The 19,830-nt window shown below is 58.8% G+C and carries 14 protein-coding genes; 7 read left to right on the plus strand and 7 right to left on the minus strand.

Annotation, left to right across the window (positions count from 1 at the left end):
- Nucleotides 1-17: 17 nt before the first annotated feature.
- Genes efeB through efeU form a run of 3 tightly spaced genes read right to left on the minus strand, consistent with a single transcriptional unit; the run spans nt 18 to nt 3,382 of the window.
- A complete protein-coding gene (gene efeB, locus ACZZ0D_RS10245) occupies nt 18-1,316 on the minus strand; it encodes an iron uptake transporter deferrochelatase/peroxidase subunit (protein WP_463553120.1) in 1,299 nt (432 codons plus the stop codon).
- Nucleotides 1,317-1,334: 18 nt separating this feature from the next.
- Nucleotides 1,335-2,534, minus strand: a complete 1,200-nt coding sequence (gene efeO, locus ACZZ0D_RS10250) for an iron uptake system protein EfeO (protein ID WP_463553121.1) — start codon at nt 2,532-2,534, stop codon at nt 1,335-1,337.
- A gap of 8 nt (nt 2,535-2,542) precedes the next feature.
- On the minus strand, nt 2,543-3,382 hold the full coding sequence (gene efeU / locus ACZZ0D_RS10255) for an iron uptake transporter permease EfeU (RefSeq protein WP_463553122.1): 840 nt from the start codon (nt 3,380-3,382) through the stop codon (nt 2,543-2,545).
- 292 nt (nt 3,383-3,674) lie between these two features.
- On the opposite strand from efeU, the gene ACZZ0D_RS10260 reads away from it, so the two are divergent.
- The 6 genes from ACZZ0D_RS10260 (at nt 3,675) to ACZZ0D_RS10285 (ending at nt 10,628) form a co-directional block, all read left to right on the plus strand.
- Complete coding sequence (locus ACZZ0D_RS10260) at nt 3,675-4,691, plus strand: AraC family transcriptional regulator (protein ID WP_463553123.1); 1,017 nt, start codon at nt 3,675-3,677, stop codon at nt 4,689-4,691.
- 229 nt (nt 4,692-4,920) lie between these two features.
- Nucleotides 4,921-6,585: an AMP-binding protein gene (locus ACZZ0D_RS10265; protein WP_463553124.1), complete on the plus strand. Its 1,665-nt coding sequence runs from the start codon at nt 4,921-4,923 to the stop codon at nt 6,583-6,585.
- 16 nt (nt 6,586-6,601) lie between these two features.
- Complete coding sequence (locus tag ACZZ0D_RS10270) at nt 6,602-7,363, plus strand: SDR family NAD(P)-dependent oxidoreductase (protein ID WP_463553125.1); 762 nt, start codon at nt 6,602-6,604, stop codon at nt 7,361-7,363.
- 12 nt (nt 7,364-7,375) lie between these two features.
- Complete coding sequence (locus tag ACZZ0D_RS10275; protein ID WP_463553126.1) at nt 7,376-8,569, plus strand: acetyl-CoA C-acyltransferase; 1,194 nt, start codon at nt 7,376-7,378, stop codon at nt 8,567-8,569.
- A 142-nt stretch (nt 8,570-8,711) separates the two neighbouring features.
- A complete protein-coding gene (locus ACZZ0D_RS10280) occupies nt 8,712-9,839 on the plus strand; it encodes an acyl-CoA dehydrogenase (protein ID WP_463553127.1) in 1,128 nt (375 codons plus the stop codon).
- 15 nt (nt 9,840-9,854) lie between these two features.
- On the plus strand, nt 9,855-10,628 hold the full coding sequence (locus ACZZ0D_RS10285) for an enoyl-CoA hydratase (RefSeq protein WP_463553128.1): 774 nt from the start codon (nt 9,855-9,857) through the stop codon (nt 10,626-10,628).
- A 214-nt stretch (nt 10,629-10,842) separates the two neighbouring features.
- Here ACZZ0D_RS10285 and ACZZ0D_RS10290 read toward each other — a convergent pair whose 3' ends face one another.
- The 4 genes from ACZZ0D_RS10290 to ACZZ0D_RS10305 form a co-directional block, all read right to left on the minus strand.
- Complete coding sequence (locus ACZZ0D_RS10290; protein ID WP_463553129.1) at nt 10,843-11,994, minus strand: acyl-CoA dehydrogenase family protein; 1,152 nt, start codon at nt 11,992-11,994, stop codon at nt 10,843-10,845.
- 3 nt (nt 11,995-11,997) lie between these two features.
- Entirely contained in the window at nt 11,998-13,104 is a 1,107-nt protein-coding gene (locus ACZZ0D_RS10295) for an enoyl-CoA hydratase/isomerase family protein (RefSeq protein ID WP_463553130.1), read from the minus strand.
- Between the two features lie 222 nt (nt 13,105-13,326).
- Nucleotides 13,327-14,013: an HPP family protein gene (locus ACZZ0D_RS10300; RefSeq protein WP_463553131.1), complete on the minus strand. Its 687-nt coding sequence runs from the start codon at nt 14,011-14,013 to the stop codon at nt 13,327-13,329.
- A gap of 155 nt (nt 14,014-14,168) precedes the next feature.
- On the minus strand, nt 14,169-15,347 hold the full coding sequence (locus ACZZ0D_RS10305; RefSeq protein ID WP_463553132.1) for an MFS transporter: 1,179 nt from the start codon (nt 15,345-15,347) through the stop codon (nt 14,169-14,171).
- A gap of 216 nt (nt 15,348-15,563) precedes the next feature.
- On the opposite strand from ACZZ0D_RS10305, the gene ACZZ0D_RS10310 reads away from it, so the two are divergent.
- Nucleotides 15,564-19,799: an Ig-like domain-containing protein gene (locus ACZZ0D_RS10310; RefSeq protein ID WP_463553133.1), complete on the plus strand. Its 4,236-nt coding sequence runs from the start codon at nt 15,564-15,566 to the stop codon at nt 19,797-19,799.
- Nucleotides 19,800-19,830 lie beyond the last annotated feature (31 nt).

Genomic DNA, 19,830 nt, shown 5'->3' on the forward strand with positions numbered 1-19,830 from the left:
AGTGTTGAATGTTGTTTTTAGGCAGCGGTTTTGGGTTGTGTGGCGTTGAGCAGCGAGCGACCGATGAAATCCTTGTCGCCCGTAACACCCGGAAGGGTGAAGAAGTAACCGCCGCCGACCGGTTTGAGGTATTCCTCAAGCGGTTCGCCGTTGAGGCGGGTCTGCACGGTGATAAAGCCTTTTTCCAGATCGGCCTGGTAACAGATGAACAGCAGGCCCATGTCAAGCTGGCCGTTCTTGTTGACGCCGTTGGAATAGTTGAACGGCCGACGCAGGATCAGGTTGGCCTGGCTCGCAGCGGTGCGCGGGTTGGCCAGGCGAATGTGCGCGTCGAGTTTGGTCAGCTTGCCTTCCGGATCCTTGTGATAGTCCGGGACTTCAGTTTCGTGTTTGCCACCCATCGGCGCGCCGGAGGCTTTGACCCGACCGAGGATGCTTTCCTGTTCCTGCAACGGCGTACGATCCCAGCGCTCGACGAAGTTACGGATGATCCGCACCGCTTGATAACTGCCATGCGCGGCCCAGGCCGGCTCATCGCTGCCCGGTTGCACCCAGACGATGTTGTCCATGGCTTTGCTATCGTTGGAGTTCGGGTTGGCCGAACCGTCGCGAAAACCGAGGAAGTTGCGCGCCGATTGCGCCGGCACACCGGGTTTCGCCGGGGCTTGCGGCGGCACGCTGCCTTCCTGCTTCCAGCGCACCAGCAGCAGGTCGGGCAGGTTCTTGACGATGTCACGCAGGGCGTGAATGTTGGTGTCGGTGGTGTTCGAGCAAAACTGCAAACTCAGGTCGCCGTGGCAGCAATCGGCCTCCAGCGCATCGTTGGGGAAACCGACCATGCGTTGCAGGCGCTTGGGCTTGGCGTCGGCCAGACCGAAGCGCTCGTCGAACAGCGATTCGCCGACGGAAACGGTGATGGTCAGGTTGTCCGGCGTTACGTTCGGGCCGAGGATGCCGGAGTCCGGCGGTGGCAGTTTTGGATCGATCTGCGCAACCGGCCCGCCCTTCATCAGGAACGCGATGCGCTCGTTGAGGGTGCGGAACAGTCGCTCAAGGTCTTCACGATCACTGGCCAATACGTCGAATGAAACGAGCATGCCCGATGCCGGGCGCGGGGTGACGATGCCGGTTTGATGCACGCCGTGGAAATCGTGGCGGTCTTCGGTTTTGTCGCTGCTCGGCGCTTCGGTGACTTGCGCCGGCGCGGCGGCCATGGCCGGGCAGCTCAGGGCTGAGCCGGCGAGGGCGACACCGGCGGCGCCCATGCCCATCAGGACACGGCGACGTTGCAGGTTGAGGGGTTCCAAATCTTTCATCGCGAATTCGTCTTCTGCTTACAGGCCGGAGAGGCCAAGGGCGGGATCAATGCCATCAAGCGCGTCGGCCAGAGCCTGGGCCTTGTCGGCGATCTGCTTGCGTTGTTCGCCGCTGACGGAGTCGTAGCTGGCGTAGCCGTCCTTGATCTTGTAGCTGTTGAGTTCTGTGTCGAAGTCCGCCAGTGCCTTGTCGATTTTCGGCAGCAGGTCAGCGGCTGACTTGCTCAGCATTGGCCGCAGCAGATCGACGACTTTGTGCGCGGTTTCAGCATTCGCAGCAAAACCGTTGAGGTCGCTGTGGCTGTAGCGTTCCTCTTCACCGCTGGCAGCGCGCACGTCGGCGAGGGTGTTGAGGTTGCGCACGACAATATTCACCAGTTGCTCCGGTGGCAGTGATTGCGCGAGCAGTTGCTGCTTGAGCGTGGTGACGTCGCTGAGCAGGCGTTGGCCTATTGGCTCGAGGTCATCGAGTTTGCGCTGCTGGAAAAGGCCGAATTCGAGGCGATGGAAGCCGACGAAGGCCGGATCCTGTTCGCGTTTTTCGAAATAATCGGCGCGGGCATTGATGCTGTTGTCCAATTCCGCCAGGCGTTGCGCGGCCGGTGCCAGGCGCTGATACGCCGCACGGGCAGGCAGGTACAGCGCCTGAGCCTGGCTCAAGTCGCCGCTTTCAATCGCTTGATTGAGCGCGGTCACGGCTTTGATCAGCACGCTGCTCTGGCTGGCCAGATAAACGCGGAATTCCGACAGCGGGCCAACGAAAGCGACCATCGACGGTTTGGCTTTCGCGGCAGCGTCGGAGGCGGCAGTCGGCGTGACGTGCAAGGTGCCGCGCGGGTTGCTCAGCAGGCCACAGGTGATCGCGTAATCGCCCGGCTGCAGATTGGCGTTGATCACCTGGCTCAGGCCCGGAGCGATGTTCTCGCGTTCTTCGACCACCAGCACGCCGTCGAGAATTTCCCATTCCACGGCGCGGTCGGAGCGGTTGACGATGCGGAAACTGGCGCGGCCGGCCGGAACGGTCAGCGCATTCGGTTCGCAACTGCCCGGATGGATGTTCACCACCACTTCATCGTGGTTGTGCTGACGCTTGGCCGCAGCCATTTTCGAGGCGTACCAGAACAGGCCACCGGCGGCGATCATGATGACCACCGAACCGGCCACCGCCCAACGCAAGGCGCGGGGAGGGGAGGCCTGAGGAGTATTAGGCTTTGACATGAATGCCCTTATTGGCTGGAAACGGAAGACGATTGCGCGGCGGGTTTGGGCGCGGGGAGGAAGAACATCACCAGCGCCACCAGCAGATAAAGCAGATAGGCACCGAGTGTGCTGACGGTCGGTGCATCCTGATAACCGAACATGCCGGCGAGTACCGAGCCCAGCGGGCTATCCATCGGCAGCGTCGCGCTGAAGTCGAACAGCACGGTTTGCAAGTGATTCCACAGCCCGGCTTCATGCAGCGCCTGCACCGAGTTGGCGAGAATCCCGGCGGCGACCACCAGAATGAACAGGCCGGTCCACTTGAAGAATGCGGAAAGATTGAGGCGCATGCTGCCGCTGTAGATCAGGAACCCGACGATGATCGCCAGAATCAGGCCGAGCAGGGCACCGATCGGCGCGCCCGGGCCTTCGCTTTGCTGGAACACCGCGAGCAGGAAGAACACCGTTTCCAGACCTTCGCGGGCCACGGCGAAGAAGACCATGGCGATCAGCGCAATGACCTGATGCTTCGAAGAAGTCAGCGCGTGATCGAGTGAGGCTTGCAGCGAATGTTTGATCGAGCGCGCGACTTTGCGCATCCAGAACACCATTGAACTGAGAATCCCCACGGCGACCAGCCCGACGATGCCTTCGAACAGTTCCTGCTGCTTTTGCGGGAATTCGGCGCTGACCAGCTCCAGACCACCACCAACCAACAGGGCGAGGGCGGCGGCAAGGAAAACGCCGATCCACACGGCAGGCATCCACTGGCCACGGCCGGTTTGCTGGAGGTAACTGGCGATGATGCCAACGATCAGCGCGGCTTCAATGCCTTCGCGCAGCATGATCAGAAAGGGAACGAGCATTCGGTGTCCAATGAGTCATTCTGAGGGGTTACAAGTTGTAACATAATGACAACCATTCTCACATGACAATCATTGACATGAACCTGAACAGAAGCTGAACAACCTCAATTTTCGCCTCACACAGATCTCTGTGGGAGCGGGCTTGCTCGCGAAGGCGGTGGGTCAGTAAAGGAGGTTTTGGCTGACCCACCGCCTTCGCGAGCAAGCCCGCTCCCACAGGGGATTCGTGTTGAATTCGGGTCAGTGCGGTAAGATGCCGGTCACTCAAAAACAACAAGGTTTACCGCGTTCCATGTCGGAAAAAGACACCATCGCCGTTCAACTGGTGCGTGAAGCGCTGCTGCAAAGTTGTGCCCCGGGCGTGGCCACGGACGAAGTCTTGAACAAAGTCGGGATTGATCCGGCGTTGCTGCAAACCGACAACGGTCGGGTGCCGGCCTCGCAATACGCCAAACTCTGGCGCCTGCTGGCCCGGCGCGGTGACGACGAATTTTTCGGCATGGATCCGCGCCGGCTCAAGTCCGGCAGTCTGGAGTTCCTCTGCCGCAGCGCCATGGCACAACCGACGCTTGCCGCGAGTTTGAGCACGGGTTTGAGTTTTCTCTCGCTGATGCTCGAGCGCATGCCAGCGCAGTTGGTGCACCAGCAGAGCCTCGCCGAAATCGTTCTGCTTGAGGATGACCCCGAACCGCGTCGCGCCTTCACCTATTTCACTTACTGGATGATCGTTCACGGCGTCGCCTGCTGGCTGGCGGGGCGGCGGATTCCGATTCTGGCGATCGAATTGCGTTGCGCTGAGCCGGATTTCACCGATGACTATTGGGTGATGTTTTCCGAGAACCTGCGTTTCGATCGACCGCGCACGCGGATGATCTTCTCGGCGGATTGCCTCGATCTGCCGATCAAGCGGTCTGCCGAAGAGTTGAAACGCTTTCTGGCCCATGCGCCGGCGAACATTCTGGTGAAGTACCGTGACCCGGAGAGCCTGGCGAGTCGGATCAAGCAGGATCTGCGAGAGTTGCCGGCCGAGCAGTGGCCGGAAACCGAAGCCCTGGCGCAGCAATTGTGCATGTCGGCCTCGACCTTGCGCCGAAGACTGGCCGAGGAAGGGCAGACGTATCAGGGGCTCAAGGACAGTGTGCGCAAGGAGTTGGCGATTGTCTGGCTGGCGGAGCCTTCGATCAGTTTTGTCGAGATTGCCAGCCGGCTGGGGTTTGCCGATGCGAGTTCGTTTTATAAGGCGTTTCGTAAATGGTCGGGGTCGAATCCGGGCCACTATCGGACGCTGATCCTCAATGAGGTTGTCTGAACTGACGCCTTCGCGAGCAAGCCCGCTCCCACAGGGGTGAATGCATTCCAAAATGTGGGAGCGGGCTTGCTCGCGAAGAGGCTGAACCTGACAACCCATCTCTAAAGGCATGGCCAAACCAGTCAGCCACTTTGATGGCTTTGACCATTGCCCCATCCCCCGCACAGCGCGACTATCCCTCTGTTGTTTACGGTTCCCAGCCTAATAAAAACACAGAGGGATTCTGGCAATGCGCGATTACTTGTCTGCCACCGAACAGTTCAACTATCAGCACACCGTGGAAGCCGCGCTCAGCGGTACGCTGGAGGCGCTCAACGCCTGCGTCGAATGCTGCGACCGCCATGCCTTGCCCGGGCGCATTGCGCTGTTCTGGGAAGGTCGCGACGGCGCCAGTGCGACATACACCTTCAGCGACCTGCAGGACAAAGCTGCGCGTTTCGCCAATTTCCTTCTCGCCCAAGGCGTGCAGAAGGGTGACAAGGTCGCCGGCCTGCTGCCGCGCAACATCGAATTGCTCATCACCGTGCTTGCCACCTGGCGCATCGGCGCGGTCTATCAACCGCTGTTCACCGCGTTCGGCCCGAAAGCCCTCGAACATCGCCTGAACAGCTCCGGGGCCAAAGTCGTGGTCGCTGATGCGGTCAACCGTCCGAAACTCGCTGAAGTCGCCGATTGCCCAACCCTGGTCACTGTCGGCGGCGCCAAAGGCCAGGGCATCGTCCGTGGCGATTTCAGTTTTTGGGCCGAACTGGCCAATTATTCCAACCTCTGCGAGCCAGTGCTGCTGACCGGCGAAGACCCGTTTCTGCTGATGTTCACTTCGGGCACCACCGGCCCATCGAAAGCGCTGTCGGTGCCACTCAAAGCCATCGTCGCGTTCCAGAGCTACACCCGCGATGCCGTCGATCTGCGCCCGGAAGATGCATTCTGGAACGTTGCCGATCCGGGCTGGGCCTACGGCATTTATTTCGGCGTCACCGGCCCATTGTCGATGGGGCATCCGATCACCTTTTACGATGGCCCGTTCACCCTCGAAAGCACCTGCCGGGTGATCAACAAGTACGGCATCACCAACCTCACCGGTTCGCCGACGGCCTATCGTCTGCTGATCGCCGGCGGTGACGAGTTCGCCAAGTCGATCAAAGGCAAGCTGCGCATTGTCAGCAGCGCCGGCGAGCCGTTGAACCCGGAGGTGATCCGCTGGTTCGCCGACAACCTCGGCGTGGTTATTCACGATCACTACGGCCAGACCGAATTGGGCATGGTGCTGTGCAACCACCACGGCCTCGACCACGCGGTACACATAGGCGCTGCCGGTTTCGCCTCGCCGGGCCATCGCATCGTCGTGCTCGATGATCAGTACCACGAACTCGGTGTCGGCCAGCCCGGCATCCTCGCCATCGACCGTCCGCAATCACCGATGTGCTGGTTCGGCGGCTACGAAGGCGCGCCGACCAAGGCCTTCGTCGGCGATTACTACTTAAGCGGCGACACCGTGGAATGGAACCCGGACGGCAGCATCAGTTTCGTCGGCCGCAGCGATGACGTGATCACCACTTCTGGTTATCGCGTCGGCCCGTTCGACGTTGAAAGCGCGTTGATCGAACACCCGGCGGTGGTCGAAGCGGTGGTGGTCGGCAAACCGGATCCGGAGCGCACCGAGCTGGTCAAAGCTTTTGTCGTGTTGAGTGCGCAATACCGCGCCGCGCCGGAGCTGGCCGAGGAACTACGGCAACATGTTCGCAAGCGTCTGGCGGCGCATTCGTACCCGCGTGAAATCGAATTTGTCAGCGAATTGCCCAAGACCCCGAGCGGCAAATTGCAGCGCTTTATCTTGCGCAACCAGGAAATCGCCAAGGCTCAAGAGGCCGCGGCGCATAACGTTTCAGCTTGAATCAGGAAAGACAGTCATGCAGATCGAGAACAAGGTTTTTATCGTCACCGGCGGTGCGTCTGGCCTAGGTGCGGCCACCGCTGAATTGCTGGTGAATGCCGGCGCCAAAGTGATGCTGGTGGACATGAACGCCGAGGCGGTTGCCGCCCAGGCTCAGCGTCTGGGCGCACAAAGCGTGGTGGCTGACATCAGCAACGAAGCCGCCGCCGAAGCTGCTGTGCAAGCGACCGTCGCCGCGTTTGGCAGCCTCAATGGTCTGGTCAACTGCGCTGGCATCGTGCGTGGCGAGAAAATCCTCGGCAAGAACGGCCCGCATGCGTTGAGCAGCTTCGCGCAAGTGATCAACGTCAACCTGATCGGTAGCTTCAACATGCTGCGTCTGGCCGCTGCGGCGATTGCCGAATCCGAAGCCAATGCCGACGGCGAACGCGGTGTAATCATCAATACCGCCTCGGTGGCAGCATTCGACGGCCAGATCGGTCAGGCAGCTTACTCCGCATCCAAAGGCGCAATCGCCAGCCTGACACTGCCCGCCGCCCGTGAACTGGCGCGCTTCGGCATCCGCGTGATGACCATCGCCCCGGGGATTTTCGAAACCCCGATGATGGCCGGCATGACCCCGGAAGTCCGCGACTCGCTGGCCGCCGGCGTACCGTTCCCGCCGCGTCTGGGCAAGCCTGCCGAATACGCTGCACTGGTTCGGCATATCATCGAAAACAGCATGCTCAACGGCGAGGTGATCCGTCTCGACGGCGCCTTGCGCATGGCCGCCAAGTAAGGAGGATTTGTCATGACTATTTCCAACGATCCGATTGTTATCGTCAGCGCCGTGCGTACGCCAATGGGCGGTTTTCAGGGCGAACTGAAAAGTCTCACCGCGCCGCAACTCGGTGCTGCGGCGATCAAGGCTGCGGTTGAACGCGCCGGTGTCGCCAGTGACGCGGTGGATGAAGTGCTGTTCGGTTGCGTGTTGCCGGCCGGCCTCGGTCAGGCGCCGGCGCGTCAGGCTGCGCTGGGCGCCGGGCTGGATAAATCGACCCGTTGCACCACGGTCAACAAGATGTGCGGTTCGGGCATGGAAACCACGATTCTCGCTCACGACATGTTGATCGCCGGCAGCGCCGATGTGGTAATTGCGGGTGGCATGGAGAGCATGTCCAACTCGCCGTATCTGCTGGATCGCGCTCGCGCCGGCTACCGCATGGGCCATGGCCGTGTGCTTGATTCGATGTTCCTTGATGGCCTCGAAGACTCTTACGACAAGGGCCGCTTGATGGGCACCTTCGCCGAGGATTGCGCCGAGACTAACCATTTCAGTCGCGAGGCGCAGGACGCTTTTGCCATTGCCTCGACCACTCGCGCACAGCAGGCGATTCAGGACGGCAGCTTCAAGCACGAAATCGTCCCGCTGACTGTGACCGTCGGCAAAGAGCAGGTGCTGATCAGCAACGACGAGCAGCCACCGAAAGCCAAACTGGACAAGATCGCCTCGCTGAAACCGGCGTTCCGCGAAGGTGGCACGGTGACGGCAGCAAACTCCAGCTCGATTTCTGATGGCGCGGCGGCGTTGGTGCTGATGCGTCAATCGCAAGCGCAGAAGCTGGGGTTGAAACCGCTGGCGGTGATTCATGGTCATGCTGCATTCGCCGACACCCCCGGTCTGTTCCCGGTGGCGCCGATTGGGGCGATCAAGAAGCTGATCAAGAAAACAGGTTGGTCGCTGGGTGATGTCGATCTATTTGAGGTAAACGAAGCGTTTGCCGTGGTTGGCATGGCGGCGATGACGCATCTGGAAATCCCGCATGACAAGTTGAATGTGCATGGCGGTGCGTGTGCCCTAGGCCATCCGATCGGTGCTTCCGGTGCGCGGATTCTGGTGACGTTGCTGTCGGCCCTGCGCCAGCGAAACCTCAAACGCGGTATCGCTGCGATCTGCATCGGCGGCGGCGAAGCCACGGCCATGGCTGTGGAATGCCTCTACTGAACCCAACACCAATCCCCTTGTAGGAGTGAGCCTGCTCGCGATGACGTCGTGTCAGTCACCACTGATTTATATGACCCACCGCTATCGCGAGCAGGCTCACTCCTACAGGGAAAGCGGTGCGACTGATATTTAAGGATTCACCATGATTCCCAACGAAGACCAGACCCAGATCCGCGACATGGCCCGGCAGTTCGCCGAGGAACGCCTCAAGCCGTTCGCCGCCGAGTGGGATCGCGAGCACCGTTTCCCCAAGGAAGCCATCGGCGAAATGGCCGAGCTGGGCTTCTTCGGCATGCTCGTGCCGGAGCAGTGGGGCGGTTGCGACACCGGCTACCTGGCCTACGCCATGGCCCTGGAAGAAATCGCTGCCGGCGACGGTGCCTGCTCGACGATCATGAGCGTGCACAACTCGGTCGGCTGTGTGCCGATCCTCAAGTTCGGCAACGACGATCAGCGCGAACGCTTCCTCAAACCGCTGGCCAGCGGCGCCATGCTCGGTGCCTTCGCGTTGACCGAACCGCAGGCCGGTTCCGACGCCAGCAGCCTGAAAACCCGCGCGCGTCTGGACGGCGATCACTACGTGCTGAACGGCTGCAAACAGTTCATCACTTCGGGGCAAAACGCCGGGATCGTCATCGTCTTCGCCGTCACCGATCCGAGCGCCGGCAAGCGCGGCATCAGCGCGTTTATCGTGCCGACCGATTCGCTGGGCTACAAAGTCGCGCGGGTCGAAGACAAGCTCGGCCAGCATGCCTCCGACACCTGCCAGATTCTCTTCGAAGACGTGAAGGTGCCGGTGGCCAACCGTTTGGGTGAGGAGGGCGAGGGCTACAAAATCGCTCTGGCCAACCTTGAAGGTGGCCGTGTCGGCATCGCGTCACAATCGGTCGGCATGGCACGTGCGGCGTTCGAAGCGGCGCGTGATTACGCCCGCGAACGTGACACCTTCGGCAAGCCGATCATCGAACATCAGGCCGTCGCGTTCCGCCTCGCTGACATGGCCACGCAAATTGCCGTCGCCCGGCAGATGGTGCATTACGCGGCGGCCCTGCGTGACAGCGGCCAGCCGGCACTGGTCGAGGCGTCGATGGCCAAACTGTTCGCCTCGGAAATGGCCGAGAAGGTCTGCTCGATGGCATTGCAAACCCTCGGCGGTTACGGTTATCTCAACGACTTCCCGCTGGAACGTATCTACCGCGACGTGCGCGTCTGCCAGATCTACGAAGGCACCAGCGACATTCAGCGCATGGTCATTTCGCGCAATCTCTGACAAGGAATTTTACCCATGGCTTACGAAACGATTCTCTTGGAAAACCATGGCCGTGTTGGCCTGATTACCCTCAACCGTCCGCAGGCGCTGAACGCCCTGAACGCGCAACTGGTCAGCGAAGTGAACCAGGCGCTGGATACGCTGGAAGCGGACGCGAACATCGGTTGCATCGTCATCACCGGTTCGAAAAAGGCTTTCGCCGCCGGTGCCGACATCAAGGAAATGGCTGAGCTGACCTACCCGCAGATCTACATGGACGACCTGTTCAGCGACAGCGATCGCGTGGCCAACCGCCGCAAGCCGATCATCGCTGCGGTGAACGGTTTTGCCCTCGGCGGTGGCTGTGAACTGGCGCTGATGTGCGACTTCATTCTGGCCGGCGACAACGCCAGGTTCGGTCAACCGGAAATCAACCTCGGCGTACTGCCGGGCATGGGCGGCACCCAGCGTTTGACCCGCGCAGTCGGCAAAGCCAAAGCCATGGAAATGTGCCTGAGCGGGCGCTTGATTGATGCGGTCGAGGCTGAGCGTTGCGGGATTGTCGCGCGGATTGTGCCGAGTGATGAGCTGCTGGATGAAGCGCTGAAGGTTGCGGCGGTGATTGCGAGCAAGTCGTTGCCGATTGCGATGATGGTCAAAGAGAGTGTGAATCGTGCGTTTGAAGTGAACCTGACGGAAGGCGTGCGTTTTGAGCGTCGGGTGTTCCATGCGGCGTTTGCGACGCAGGATCAGAAAGAAGGGATGGCGGCGTTTGTGGCCAAGCGTGCGCCGGAGTTCAAGGGCAAGTGATTTGAATTGAGCTTAAAAGCCCCTCACCCTAACCCTCTCCCGGGGGGAGAGGGGACTGATTGGGGGATGCTTTAGAGGTACGCCGACCTGAAAGAACTTTGTTGAATCCATAATCGACACGGTCTTTCAGGTCGATGCATGGCGAAAGACACCTCGATCGGCCCCCTCTCCCTTTGGGAGAGGGCTGGGGTGAGGGAAAAGGGGCCGGACACAATCACAACTGATAGTTCTTCAAATCCCGCGCAATGACCATCCGCTGAATCTCGCTCGACCCTTCATAAATCTGGGTAATCCGCGCATCGCGGTAGTATTTTTCGACCGGATAATCTTCCAGATAGCCATACCCGCCATGAATCTGAATCGCCGACGAACAGACCTTCTCGGCCATTTCCGAAGCAAACAACTTGGCCTGCGAAGCCTCCGATAAACACGGCTTCCCCGCCGAACGAAGTCGCGCAGCGTGCAAGATCAGCAGCCGTGCCGCGTTGATCTGCATGTGCATGTCCGCAAGCATATTGGCGATGCTCTGGTGTTCGATGATCGGCTTGTCGAACTGCACGCGATCCTTCGAATAGGCCAACGCCGCTTCAAACGCCGCACGGGCAATGCCCAGCGCTTGTGCCGCGATACCAATGCGCCCACCTTCAAGATTCGACAGGGCAATCGCCAGACCTTTGCCACGCTCACCGAGCAGATTGGCCTCGGGAATGCTGCAATTGTTCAGCGTCACCGCGCAGGTATCCGACGCGCGAATGCCCATCTTGTGTTCAGTGCGGTCAACGATAAAACCAGCGGTATCGGTCGGCACCAGAAACGCCGAGATGCCTTTCTTGCCCAGCTCCGGATCCGTCACGGCAAACACAATCGCCAGTTTCGCCCGCTTGCCGTTGCTGACAAATTGCTTGGCGCCGTTGATCACCCACTGGCCGTCACGCAATTCAGCGCGGCTGCGCAGGTTGTGCGCTTCGGAGCCGGCCTGCGGTTCGGTCAGGCAGAAGCAGCCGATGGTTTTGCCACTGGCCAGATCCGCCAGCCAGGTTTGCTTTTGTGCTTCGCTGCCGTAATTGAGCACCGGGCCGCAGCCAACCGAGTTGTGGATGCTCATGAACGCGCCGGTCGCGCCGTCGCCAGCAGAAATCTCTTCCACCGCCAACGCATAAGCCACGTAGTCGACGTAGGTGCCGCCCCATTCTTCGGGAACCACCATGCCGAGCAAACCGAGCTCGCCCATCTTCGCCACGAGCGCATCGTCGATCCAGCCTGCCTTTTCCCACGCTTGTGCGTGCGGCGCGATTTCGCCACGGGCAAAGTCCCGGGCCATGTCGCGGATCATCACTTGTTCTTCAGTCAGTTCGAGATCGTGCATGGCTCAGCTCCCGCTCTCATCAAAACCGTGAAAGAAACTCGCGACGTGCGCAGCGTCCAGCGCGGCGAGGGTCGGCGGGTTCCAGCGTGGTGACTTGTCTTTGTCGATCAGCAGGGCGCGTACGCCTTCAATCAGGTCGCCACGGGCGAACCATTGGCGATCGAGATGCAGCTCCAGGGCGAAGCAATTTTCCAGGCTCAGGTGGCGACCGCGACGGAGCATTTCCAGGGTGACGGCCATGGCCAGCGGCGAGCGGGTTTCCAGCAGATCAGCCGTGATGGTTGCCCATTCATGGCTGTCGGCAACGGTCACCGCGCGCAATTGCTCGACCATGCTCGGCACGTCGGGCAGGGCAAAGAAGTGATCGACCGCTGGGCGAAGTTTTTCGAGCGGTGCGTCGGGCAGGGTTTGCACGCCGTGTTTCGCCAGCAGGTTTTGCAGCGATTTGAGCGGCGTGTCCTGCCATTCCATCGCGTCGAGTTTTTCGTCGAGGAGTGCGAGTTTGCTGCTGTCCAGATACCAGTCAGCCAAGCCGCAATACAGCGCATCGGCGGCGCGAATCTGCACGCCGCTGACGCCCAGATAAATCCCCAGTTCACCGGGAATCCGAGGTAGGAAATAGCTGCCGCCGACGTCCGGGAAATAACCGATCGCCACTTCCGGCATCGCCAGACGGCTCTTCTCGGTGACCACGCGCAGATCCGCGCCTTGCACCAGGCCCATGCCGCCGCCGAGGACAAAACCGTCCATCAAGGCCAGCACCGGTTTGCGGTAGTGATGAATCGTCAGGTCGAGGGCGTATTCCTCGACGAAGAAATCTTCGTGCAGCGTGTCGCCGCTTTTGAAACTGTCGTACAGGGAACGAATGTCGCCGCCGGCGCAGAAGGCTTTTTCGCCGGCACCGCGCAGGACAACGGCGTGGACGTCGGCATCGGTCGCCCAGGCGTCGAGCTGCTGTTGCAACAGGCGAACCATGTCGAGGGTGATGGCGTTGAGGCCGGCGGGGCGGTTGAGGGTCAGGTGCCCGATGTGGTTGCGAACCTCGGTCAGCACTTCGTTTTGCGTGGCATCCATGGACTGAGTCCGCGGGGATGAAGCCTGAGCTGTCATCAGTAACTCCCTGCTTTTATTGTCTTTATTTTAGAAGCTCGCGCGCGAGCGTTACCGGATCGTAACAGTGCAAATTTGCCATGTACAACGGGGATATGTGCAGGGGCTGTCTGCGTTTTTGCCTTAACGCGATTACTTCTGTAGGAGCTGCCGAAGGCTGCGATCTTTTGATCTTGAAAAACAAAGTCAAAAGATCGCAGCCTTCGGCAGCTCCTACAAAGGTCAGGTGAAGGTTGCGGTGATGCTGCGGCGCTTGGCGTGCAGTTCGCTGGCGTGGATCAGTTGTTCGAGGTCTTCGGGGGTGATGTCGATGAAGGCTTCCATGTCGGCCAGCGCCAGCTTCAAGTCTTCGGCGGTGATTGCCTGGCTGTCCACTTGGGCCACCAATGGCGCCGGTTCCGCCGCGCGTTTCGGATAACGAATCCGCGTCAGATTGTTGTACGCCAAAGCGCTGAGCAGCATGCACGCGGCGCCGAGCATCACCGGCTCCATGGCTTTCCAGTCCATGGCGATCGTTGCCGGGTCGGCCAGCACCAACGTCAACGCCAAAGCACCCGCCGGTGGATGCAGGCAACGCAGCCAACACATCAGAATCAGCGCCATGCCCGCCGCCAGGCACGCACTGCCGAGAGTTCGCCCGAGTACATGAGCCACCAGCAAAGCGACGACGCCGGCACACAAGTAACCGCCGAGAATCGACCACGGCTGCGCGAGGGCGCCGGACGAAACGGCAAACAGCAACACCGCCGAAGCACCCAGCGGCCCGATCAAGTGGTACGCGACGTCATGACCAAACACCTGCGCGCACACCCACACACTGAACAGCGTGCCGAGCGCCATGCCGATCGCGGCGCGGCTCCATTCGGTGGGGCGGGTATTGATGGCGGCGGGCAACCAGCGAGCGAGCATGTAAAACCGATCCTTCTACAAATTCCGGACAAAAAAAAGGACTCGTCCGGCAATCCGGAAAGCCCTCGAAGTGTTCCAACATTGGGGGAGGAACGCGCACAGTGTGCCGATCTATTTCTATGCTGACAAATTCATATAAATGCAGTTTCAGTGCATTAATATTGAACTGAAGCGACACGACGTCCGCTGATGACACACAAATAACCACCCACCGCCGCCAATGCACTCAACGCGTAGAACATGCTCGGCGCTGGCGTGTGCATCAGCAGAAACCCGCACATCACTGGACTCGCCGCGCCACCGAGTGCCGCCAGATTCTGCGCGCCGTAGTAGCTGCCGCGCAGTTCTTCCGGGGCGAGGGTATCGACGAAGAGGAAATCCGCCGGGTAAATAATCATCTCGCCCAAAGTGAAGATAAACATCGCTATGCACCAGCCCACCAGGCTGTCGGCGAGGCTGAAACCGATCAACCCGACGATGAACAACGCTGTGCCGCCCGCAATCCAGTGGCGTAGATGTTCACGTTTGAGGAATCGTCCGATCTGGTACTGCAGCAAAATCACCGTGATCGCATTGCAGGCGAGCAGGGCGGCCATGGTGTCCAGCGTCTGTTGCTGGGTGTGCGTGACCAACAGGTATTGCGACAGGTACAAGGTGAAGCGCCCGTGCACCAATGTGCTGAGCAGGCAGCCAAGGGTGAAGAGGATCATCGTCCGGTCGTTTTTCAGGATCATCAGGGTGTTCAAAAAACTCTGCGGCGGGCTGACCGATGTGTCCGAGCTTGCCTCTTTCTTGGCGCCCAGCAGCAAAAAAATACTGCCAATGGCAATCGCCCCGGCAACGATAAACGGCGCCGACGGCTGCACGCCGGCAATCACCACGCCCATCATCGGGCCAACCGCGTAGCCGATATTGGTCAGCGTGTAGTTCAGCGAAAACGCCTTGACCCGTTGGCCCACCGGCAGGTTTTCACTGAGGATCGCCTTCGAGCAAATCAGGAAAAGTGCTGACGCGGTTTCGCTGATGATCAGCACCAAAGTGACCAGATAAAGGTTCTGCGCGAAGGTCAGCAGCATCAGACCGATGCCGCTGGAAAGCATGGTCAGGATCAGCAATTGACGCTTGTCGAGTCGGTCGATGATGTAGCCGCCGTAAAGCGACAGGAGTGTGGCGCTGAATACGGCGATGCCCAGCAGAAGTCCGACGTCCTGGGGGTTGAGGCCGAGTTTGTTGCTGAGGAAGAGCGTGAGTAACGGGCTGATAAGGGCGCGGCTGACGACGACGGTCAGGGAGGCGACCATTAGCCGGCGGATGAGGGGGGAGTAGGTGGCCACGGCGGGGGGAATGTCCTTATTTCGAGGTTTTGGCGGGCGTGGGCCATCCTCTCTGGACGGGTGCCAGTGGTCAAGGTGAGATGTCCGTTAGTAAGTAGAAGGAGATATACGGAAGCTATGACCGCTTGTCGGGACTGTCAGATTTTACAGGTAGGCAGCGGGCTGACTTTGGCGTTTGAATCACAGTGCCCAAACCACCGCGCCAAGAGGCATAAAATGAGTAACGAAGAATTTCCAATTATCCCATCTTTCTCCTCAGGTAATTCAGGAGAGAATGAAGGGGAGGAAGGCGTTCTTTATATAGCATCTTACGTAATACCCAAAGAGGGCTGGGTCATTCCTAGAGGGCAAAGATTTAAGTCCCAAAGGTTTGGAGGTGTTTGGATTGAGTATCAGATTCGATTTCGTTCCCCTGATGGTAGTACTCATACGGAACAGACTTACACATCCGCCGATCGGCCTCTTGATCCCATTGAATTTTTTCCGCCGGCAAAACTTAATCGCGGTCGAAATGACTTCCATTACAGACAGAAACACCAAAGTAATGGCTGGAGCGACTGGATGTCTTCTGGTTTTTATCACATCGCAGAATTGCCGACGATAACGTTACCCCCGTCTACCATTTCAAGTAAAGATTTTGAATTTTCCGGTACGGGAGATTCATCCCATTCAACTAGGGTTCAACTTCGGCGGTCTTCCGATAATGCTGCTCTGACTGGCTGGGCGTCGGTTAATAATAATACCTGGCGCATTCCATTATCACTGACGGTTGGCGTGTACACTGCTTACCTGGCGGGGAGTGGGCCGTATTGGCAGATGGAAAGTCGGTCGGACGATATTAGTTTTACGGTAAATTGGACTCCCACAATAACGACGCCTGCGAATAACATAGCTATCCAGTCTTCGTCAGGCTTTACTATTACTGGCAAGGCGAGTCCTAATGCAAAAGTCAACCTCCATATCACAGAGCACAATGTGGTAGCACTGGGTATCGATGTCAACAGTAACGGTGACTGGTCAACTTTTGTAAACAACAGAACCAACATGAAGCTGCAGTTTATCACTCAGCAGTATTCAGGCACGTACTACACCCCGCACTCAGCGGTGCACACAGTCTATCTGGTTGGCAAGCCAATAATTACACGCCCTCAGGATGGTATTGTTTTAACGCCTAAACCGACTATCACCGGCACCGGTTGCCCTGGTGCAAAAATAGAAGTTGTCGAGGCCGGTGTGCCCAACCTCGTTTATGGTGAGGGGGTAGTTGCGGCGAATGGCTCTTGGAGTGTGACGATTACAAACGCACTGCCTGAACGTCCGATCAACTTGACGTGTAAACAAACCCTGCAAAATGTCGTGTCTGGCTGGGCCGATAGTCATCAATTTTCAATCTTGTCAGCGCCCGTCGTTGCAAATCCGGGCTTGGTGGATATGTTGCCAACCCTGACAGGAACGCATTCCACGGGTGTACCAGGCATACAAATTGATATTTACCGTGATCTGAGCAATGAAAAAATTGGTCAGGGTGTCACGGGGGCCAATGGTGCCTGGAGCGCCACGATCAATATTGCACTGGTGCCTGGCGTTGCCCGCGTGACGGCGCTGTTACGTTTCTATAGCAATGCGTCAACGCGCAGCGCGCCTGTCGCCCTGACTGTAAGACCCGCGCCTCCGGTTATCACTAAAGTCTGCTATTCCGGCACGACAACAATATTTAAAGGCACGGGCTTTCCCGGTGCAACCATCGAAGCTCACCCCGGCTCTGGTAGTCCAAATGCGACCGCGTTGGTGAACTCGCAGGGCTACTTCGAAACGACCCCCATTACCATCAAACCTGGTACGACCGGCTCCGGTTGGGGGGCGAGGCAAAAAATTGCCAATGGTAGCGCGTGGATCTTTTCAATCTATCATCCCGATGCACCTGTCTTCGACGTGCCGACGCCTGTTCCGACCGTCAACACGCCAACCTTGATCGGACAAATTCCCACCGTTACCGGACGGGGCAGTGTCTGGCAGGGTCTGGCGGCTGCAACTATCGTGGTCGAGTTAATCGGCACAACGACGGTTACTTTGTTACCGGCAGCCGTTACAGCCACCGGCAACTGGACGGCGACAACCGCTACTGCGGTTGCACCGGGCAGCTATACCGTGTCGGTACGGCAGTTGATGAATGGCGTTTACTCACTACCGGTTACGGCGCCAGCGCCTCTGATTATCAATCCATTGGCACCCACGATCAGCAGTGTCGTGCTAGAAGATTTTTCCCCGAGGATCAAAGGCACCTGCTGGCCTGGAGCGAGTCTGTCCTTGACCTACACTGGCCAGACGACGCACCCCGTTTCTTCTGCTGACGGCAATTGGGAGTTTCGTCGCGATATCAAATTCAAGCCCGGCAAACACTCTTTCTCTGTCATCCAGATGTTTGGCGGGCAGGACTCGGTGGCGGCCGGCTCAGAAACGTTCACAGTCGAAACGCCTAAACCCGTGATCACCTTCCCGGCAAATCAACAGGAAACAGGCCTTCGACCCGAAATCAAAGGGACAAACGGATACGAAGGCGCCACCGTCGCAGTGTTCGACAACAAGGTGGGAGGCCCGGCGCTGGGCCAAACTATCGTGCCCGCGTCGGGTGTATGGACGGTAAATCTGAGCAAAGACCTGACCTTGGGCGAGCACGATATTTATGCCCTGCAGACCTTCGAAAAACAGGATTCCCAGCGCAGTGCCTCTGTACTGTTTAACGTGATGGTGCCAGTCCCATCGATCGTTGTTCCCGTCAATAACCGTGATTACGGACGACGCAGCGAGTTTTCAGGTACAGCCCTGCCCGGTGCCAAGGTCACCTTATATCTCGTCGAGAATCCAGGCCTGCCCAATGAGACGGAGACCGAGTATCTACCGCCCGGCGGCGTTGTTGTCGACGTCAATGGCAACTGGAAGGCTAACGTGTTTTTTGAGCAGGTAGGCTCGAAAAACCTGCGGATCAAGCAGGCATTTGCCGGCGGAACACGAGCCAGTGTTACGCGCACGTTTCGCACGGTTACCAACGCACCACTGATCGAAAGCCCAAACGCGGGAGAGTCGGTCAATCCTGCGGCGGTAGTGCTCTCTGGTCACAGCTTTCCCGGTGACAAGGTTAAAGTTCGCCGCAAGGGCTATACCGAAGTCATTGGCGATTTTCTTGTAGATGCCGACGGTCGCTGGTCAGGCATGTTGACCCGTACGCTAGCGGGAGACAGTCCTTACAGCCTTGAAGCGTGGAGCACCAGAGATAACCACGGAGGTGAAATCAGTGAGGCGGCCACGATCCTTCTTCAGGATCTGGCTAATCCACTGATCGTTTACCCTACAGACGGTGACGTCCTCGTATCAAGAGTGGTATTCAGCGGCCGCGGGATGCCCGGTGCGACGATTCAGGTGGCCGATCTATTCAACCCTTCCATCAATCATGCCCCGATGACCACTGTTGATCAGTCTGGCAAATGGTCAGTCGAGGGCAACACAGATCTTGCGCCCGGGCCCAATTGGGTCGTCGTGCAGCAAACCTTGGGCGGGAAAAAGTCTCCGTGGGTGCGAAGCGGGCGATTCATGATCGAGGAGCCGCCGACCGGTTTCAGCGCGCCCACACTCGACCGACCATTTCCGGGTGAAGAGGTCGGGCTGGAGCCGATGCTGGCAGGCAGTGGCGTCGTCGGTGCGCTGGTGTACGTTCGTCACAACGGCAAGGAATTGCAGCAGGCGCGGGTCGATGAGCGGGGGCGCTGGGCTATGCGTCTTCCTCCTTTTGCCGTGGGTGTGCAAACGCTGACGGTACTTCAGGCTCGTTACGGGGTTTGGTCTGCAGAGTTGAAGCCAAATCCGATCTTCAACGTCGTGCAGGTCAGTGCAAATTTTGCAGCGCCTGCAATCGACAGCCCTTTGACCGGAGCCATCGTCGACAGGCGTTTCTGGATCAGCGGCAAAGGAATACCCGGTGCCCGAGTAAATGTGCATAAGTCCGGAGATGGCACCACGGTGTACGCCACCGCTGTGGTCGACGCTTACGGTGACTGGTGCGCGTGCATCAATCGGGAGCTGCCGGTCGACGATTTCCACTTCACTGCCCAGCAGATTCTCGACGGCAAGGCCTCTTTATATTTCACGCCATCCGTGGTGGTTAAAGTGGCGGATATTAGTCCGGTAACGATGCTTGAAAGTCATTCAAATGGTGAACAGGTTGCCCCGGTGATGTTGTTGAAAGGGCGCGGTTTTCCCGGTGCCACACTCGCAGTGTATGAATTACGTGATCAGAGTACTTCTTGGGGTAGTGCAACGGTCGATACGCAGGGATATTGGGAGGTAGTAACGAAACCTCTTCCACTGGGTAAAATCTCTTTGAACGTAACGCAATTTACAAGCTTCGGAGGTAAGTGGGGGGTTGATTACGAATTCACAGTGGTCAATGCCGGATAGCTTCCTCAAGTCCTAAACCGCCAAAAGCTTC

The organism is Pseudomonas sp. AC193 (assembly GCF_979258075.1).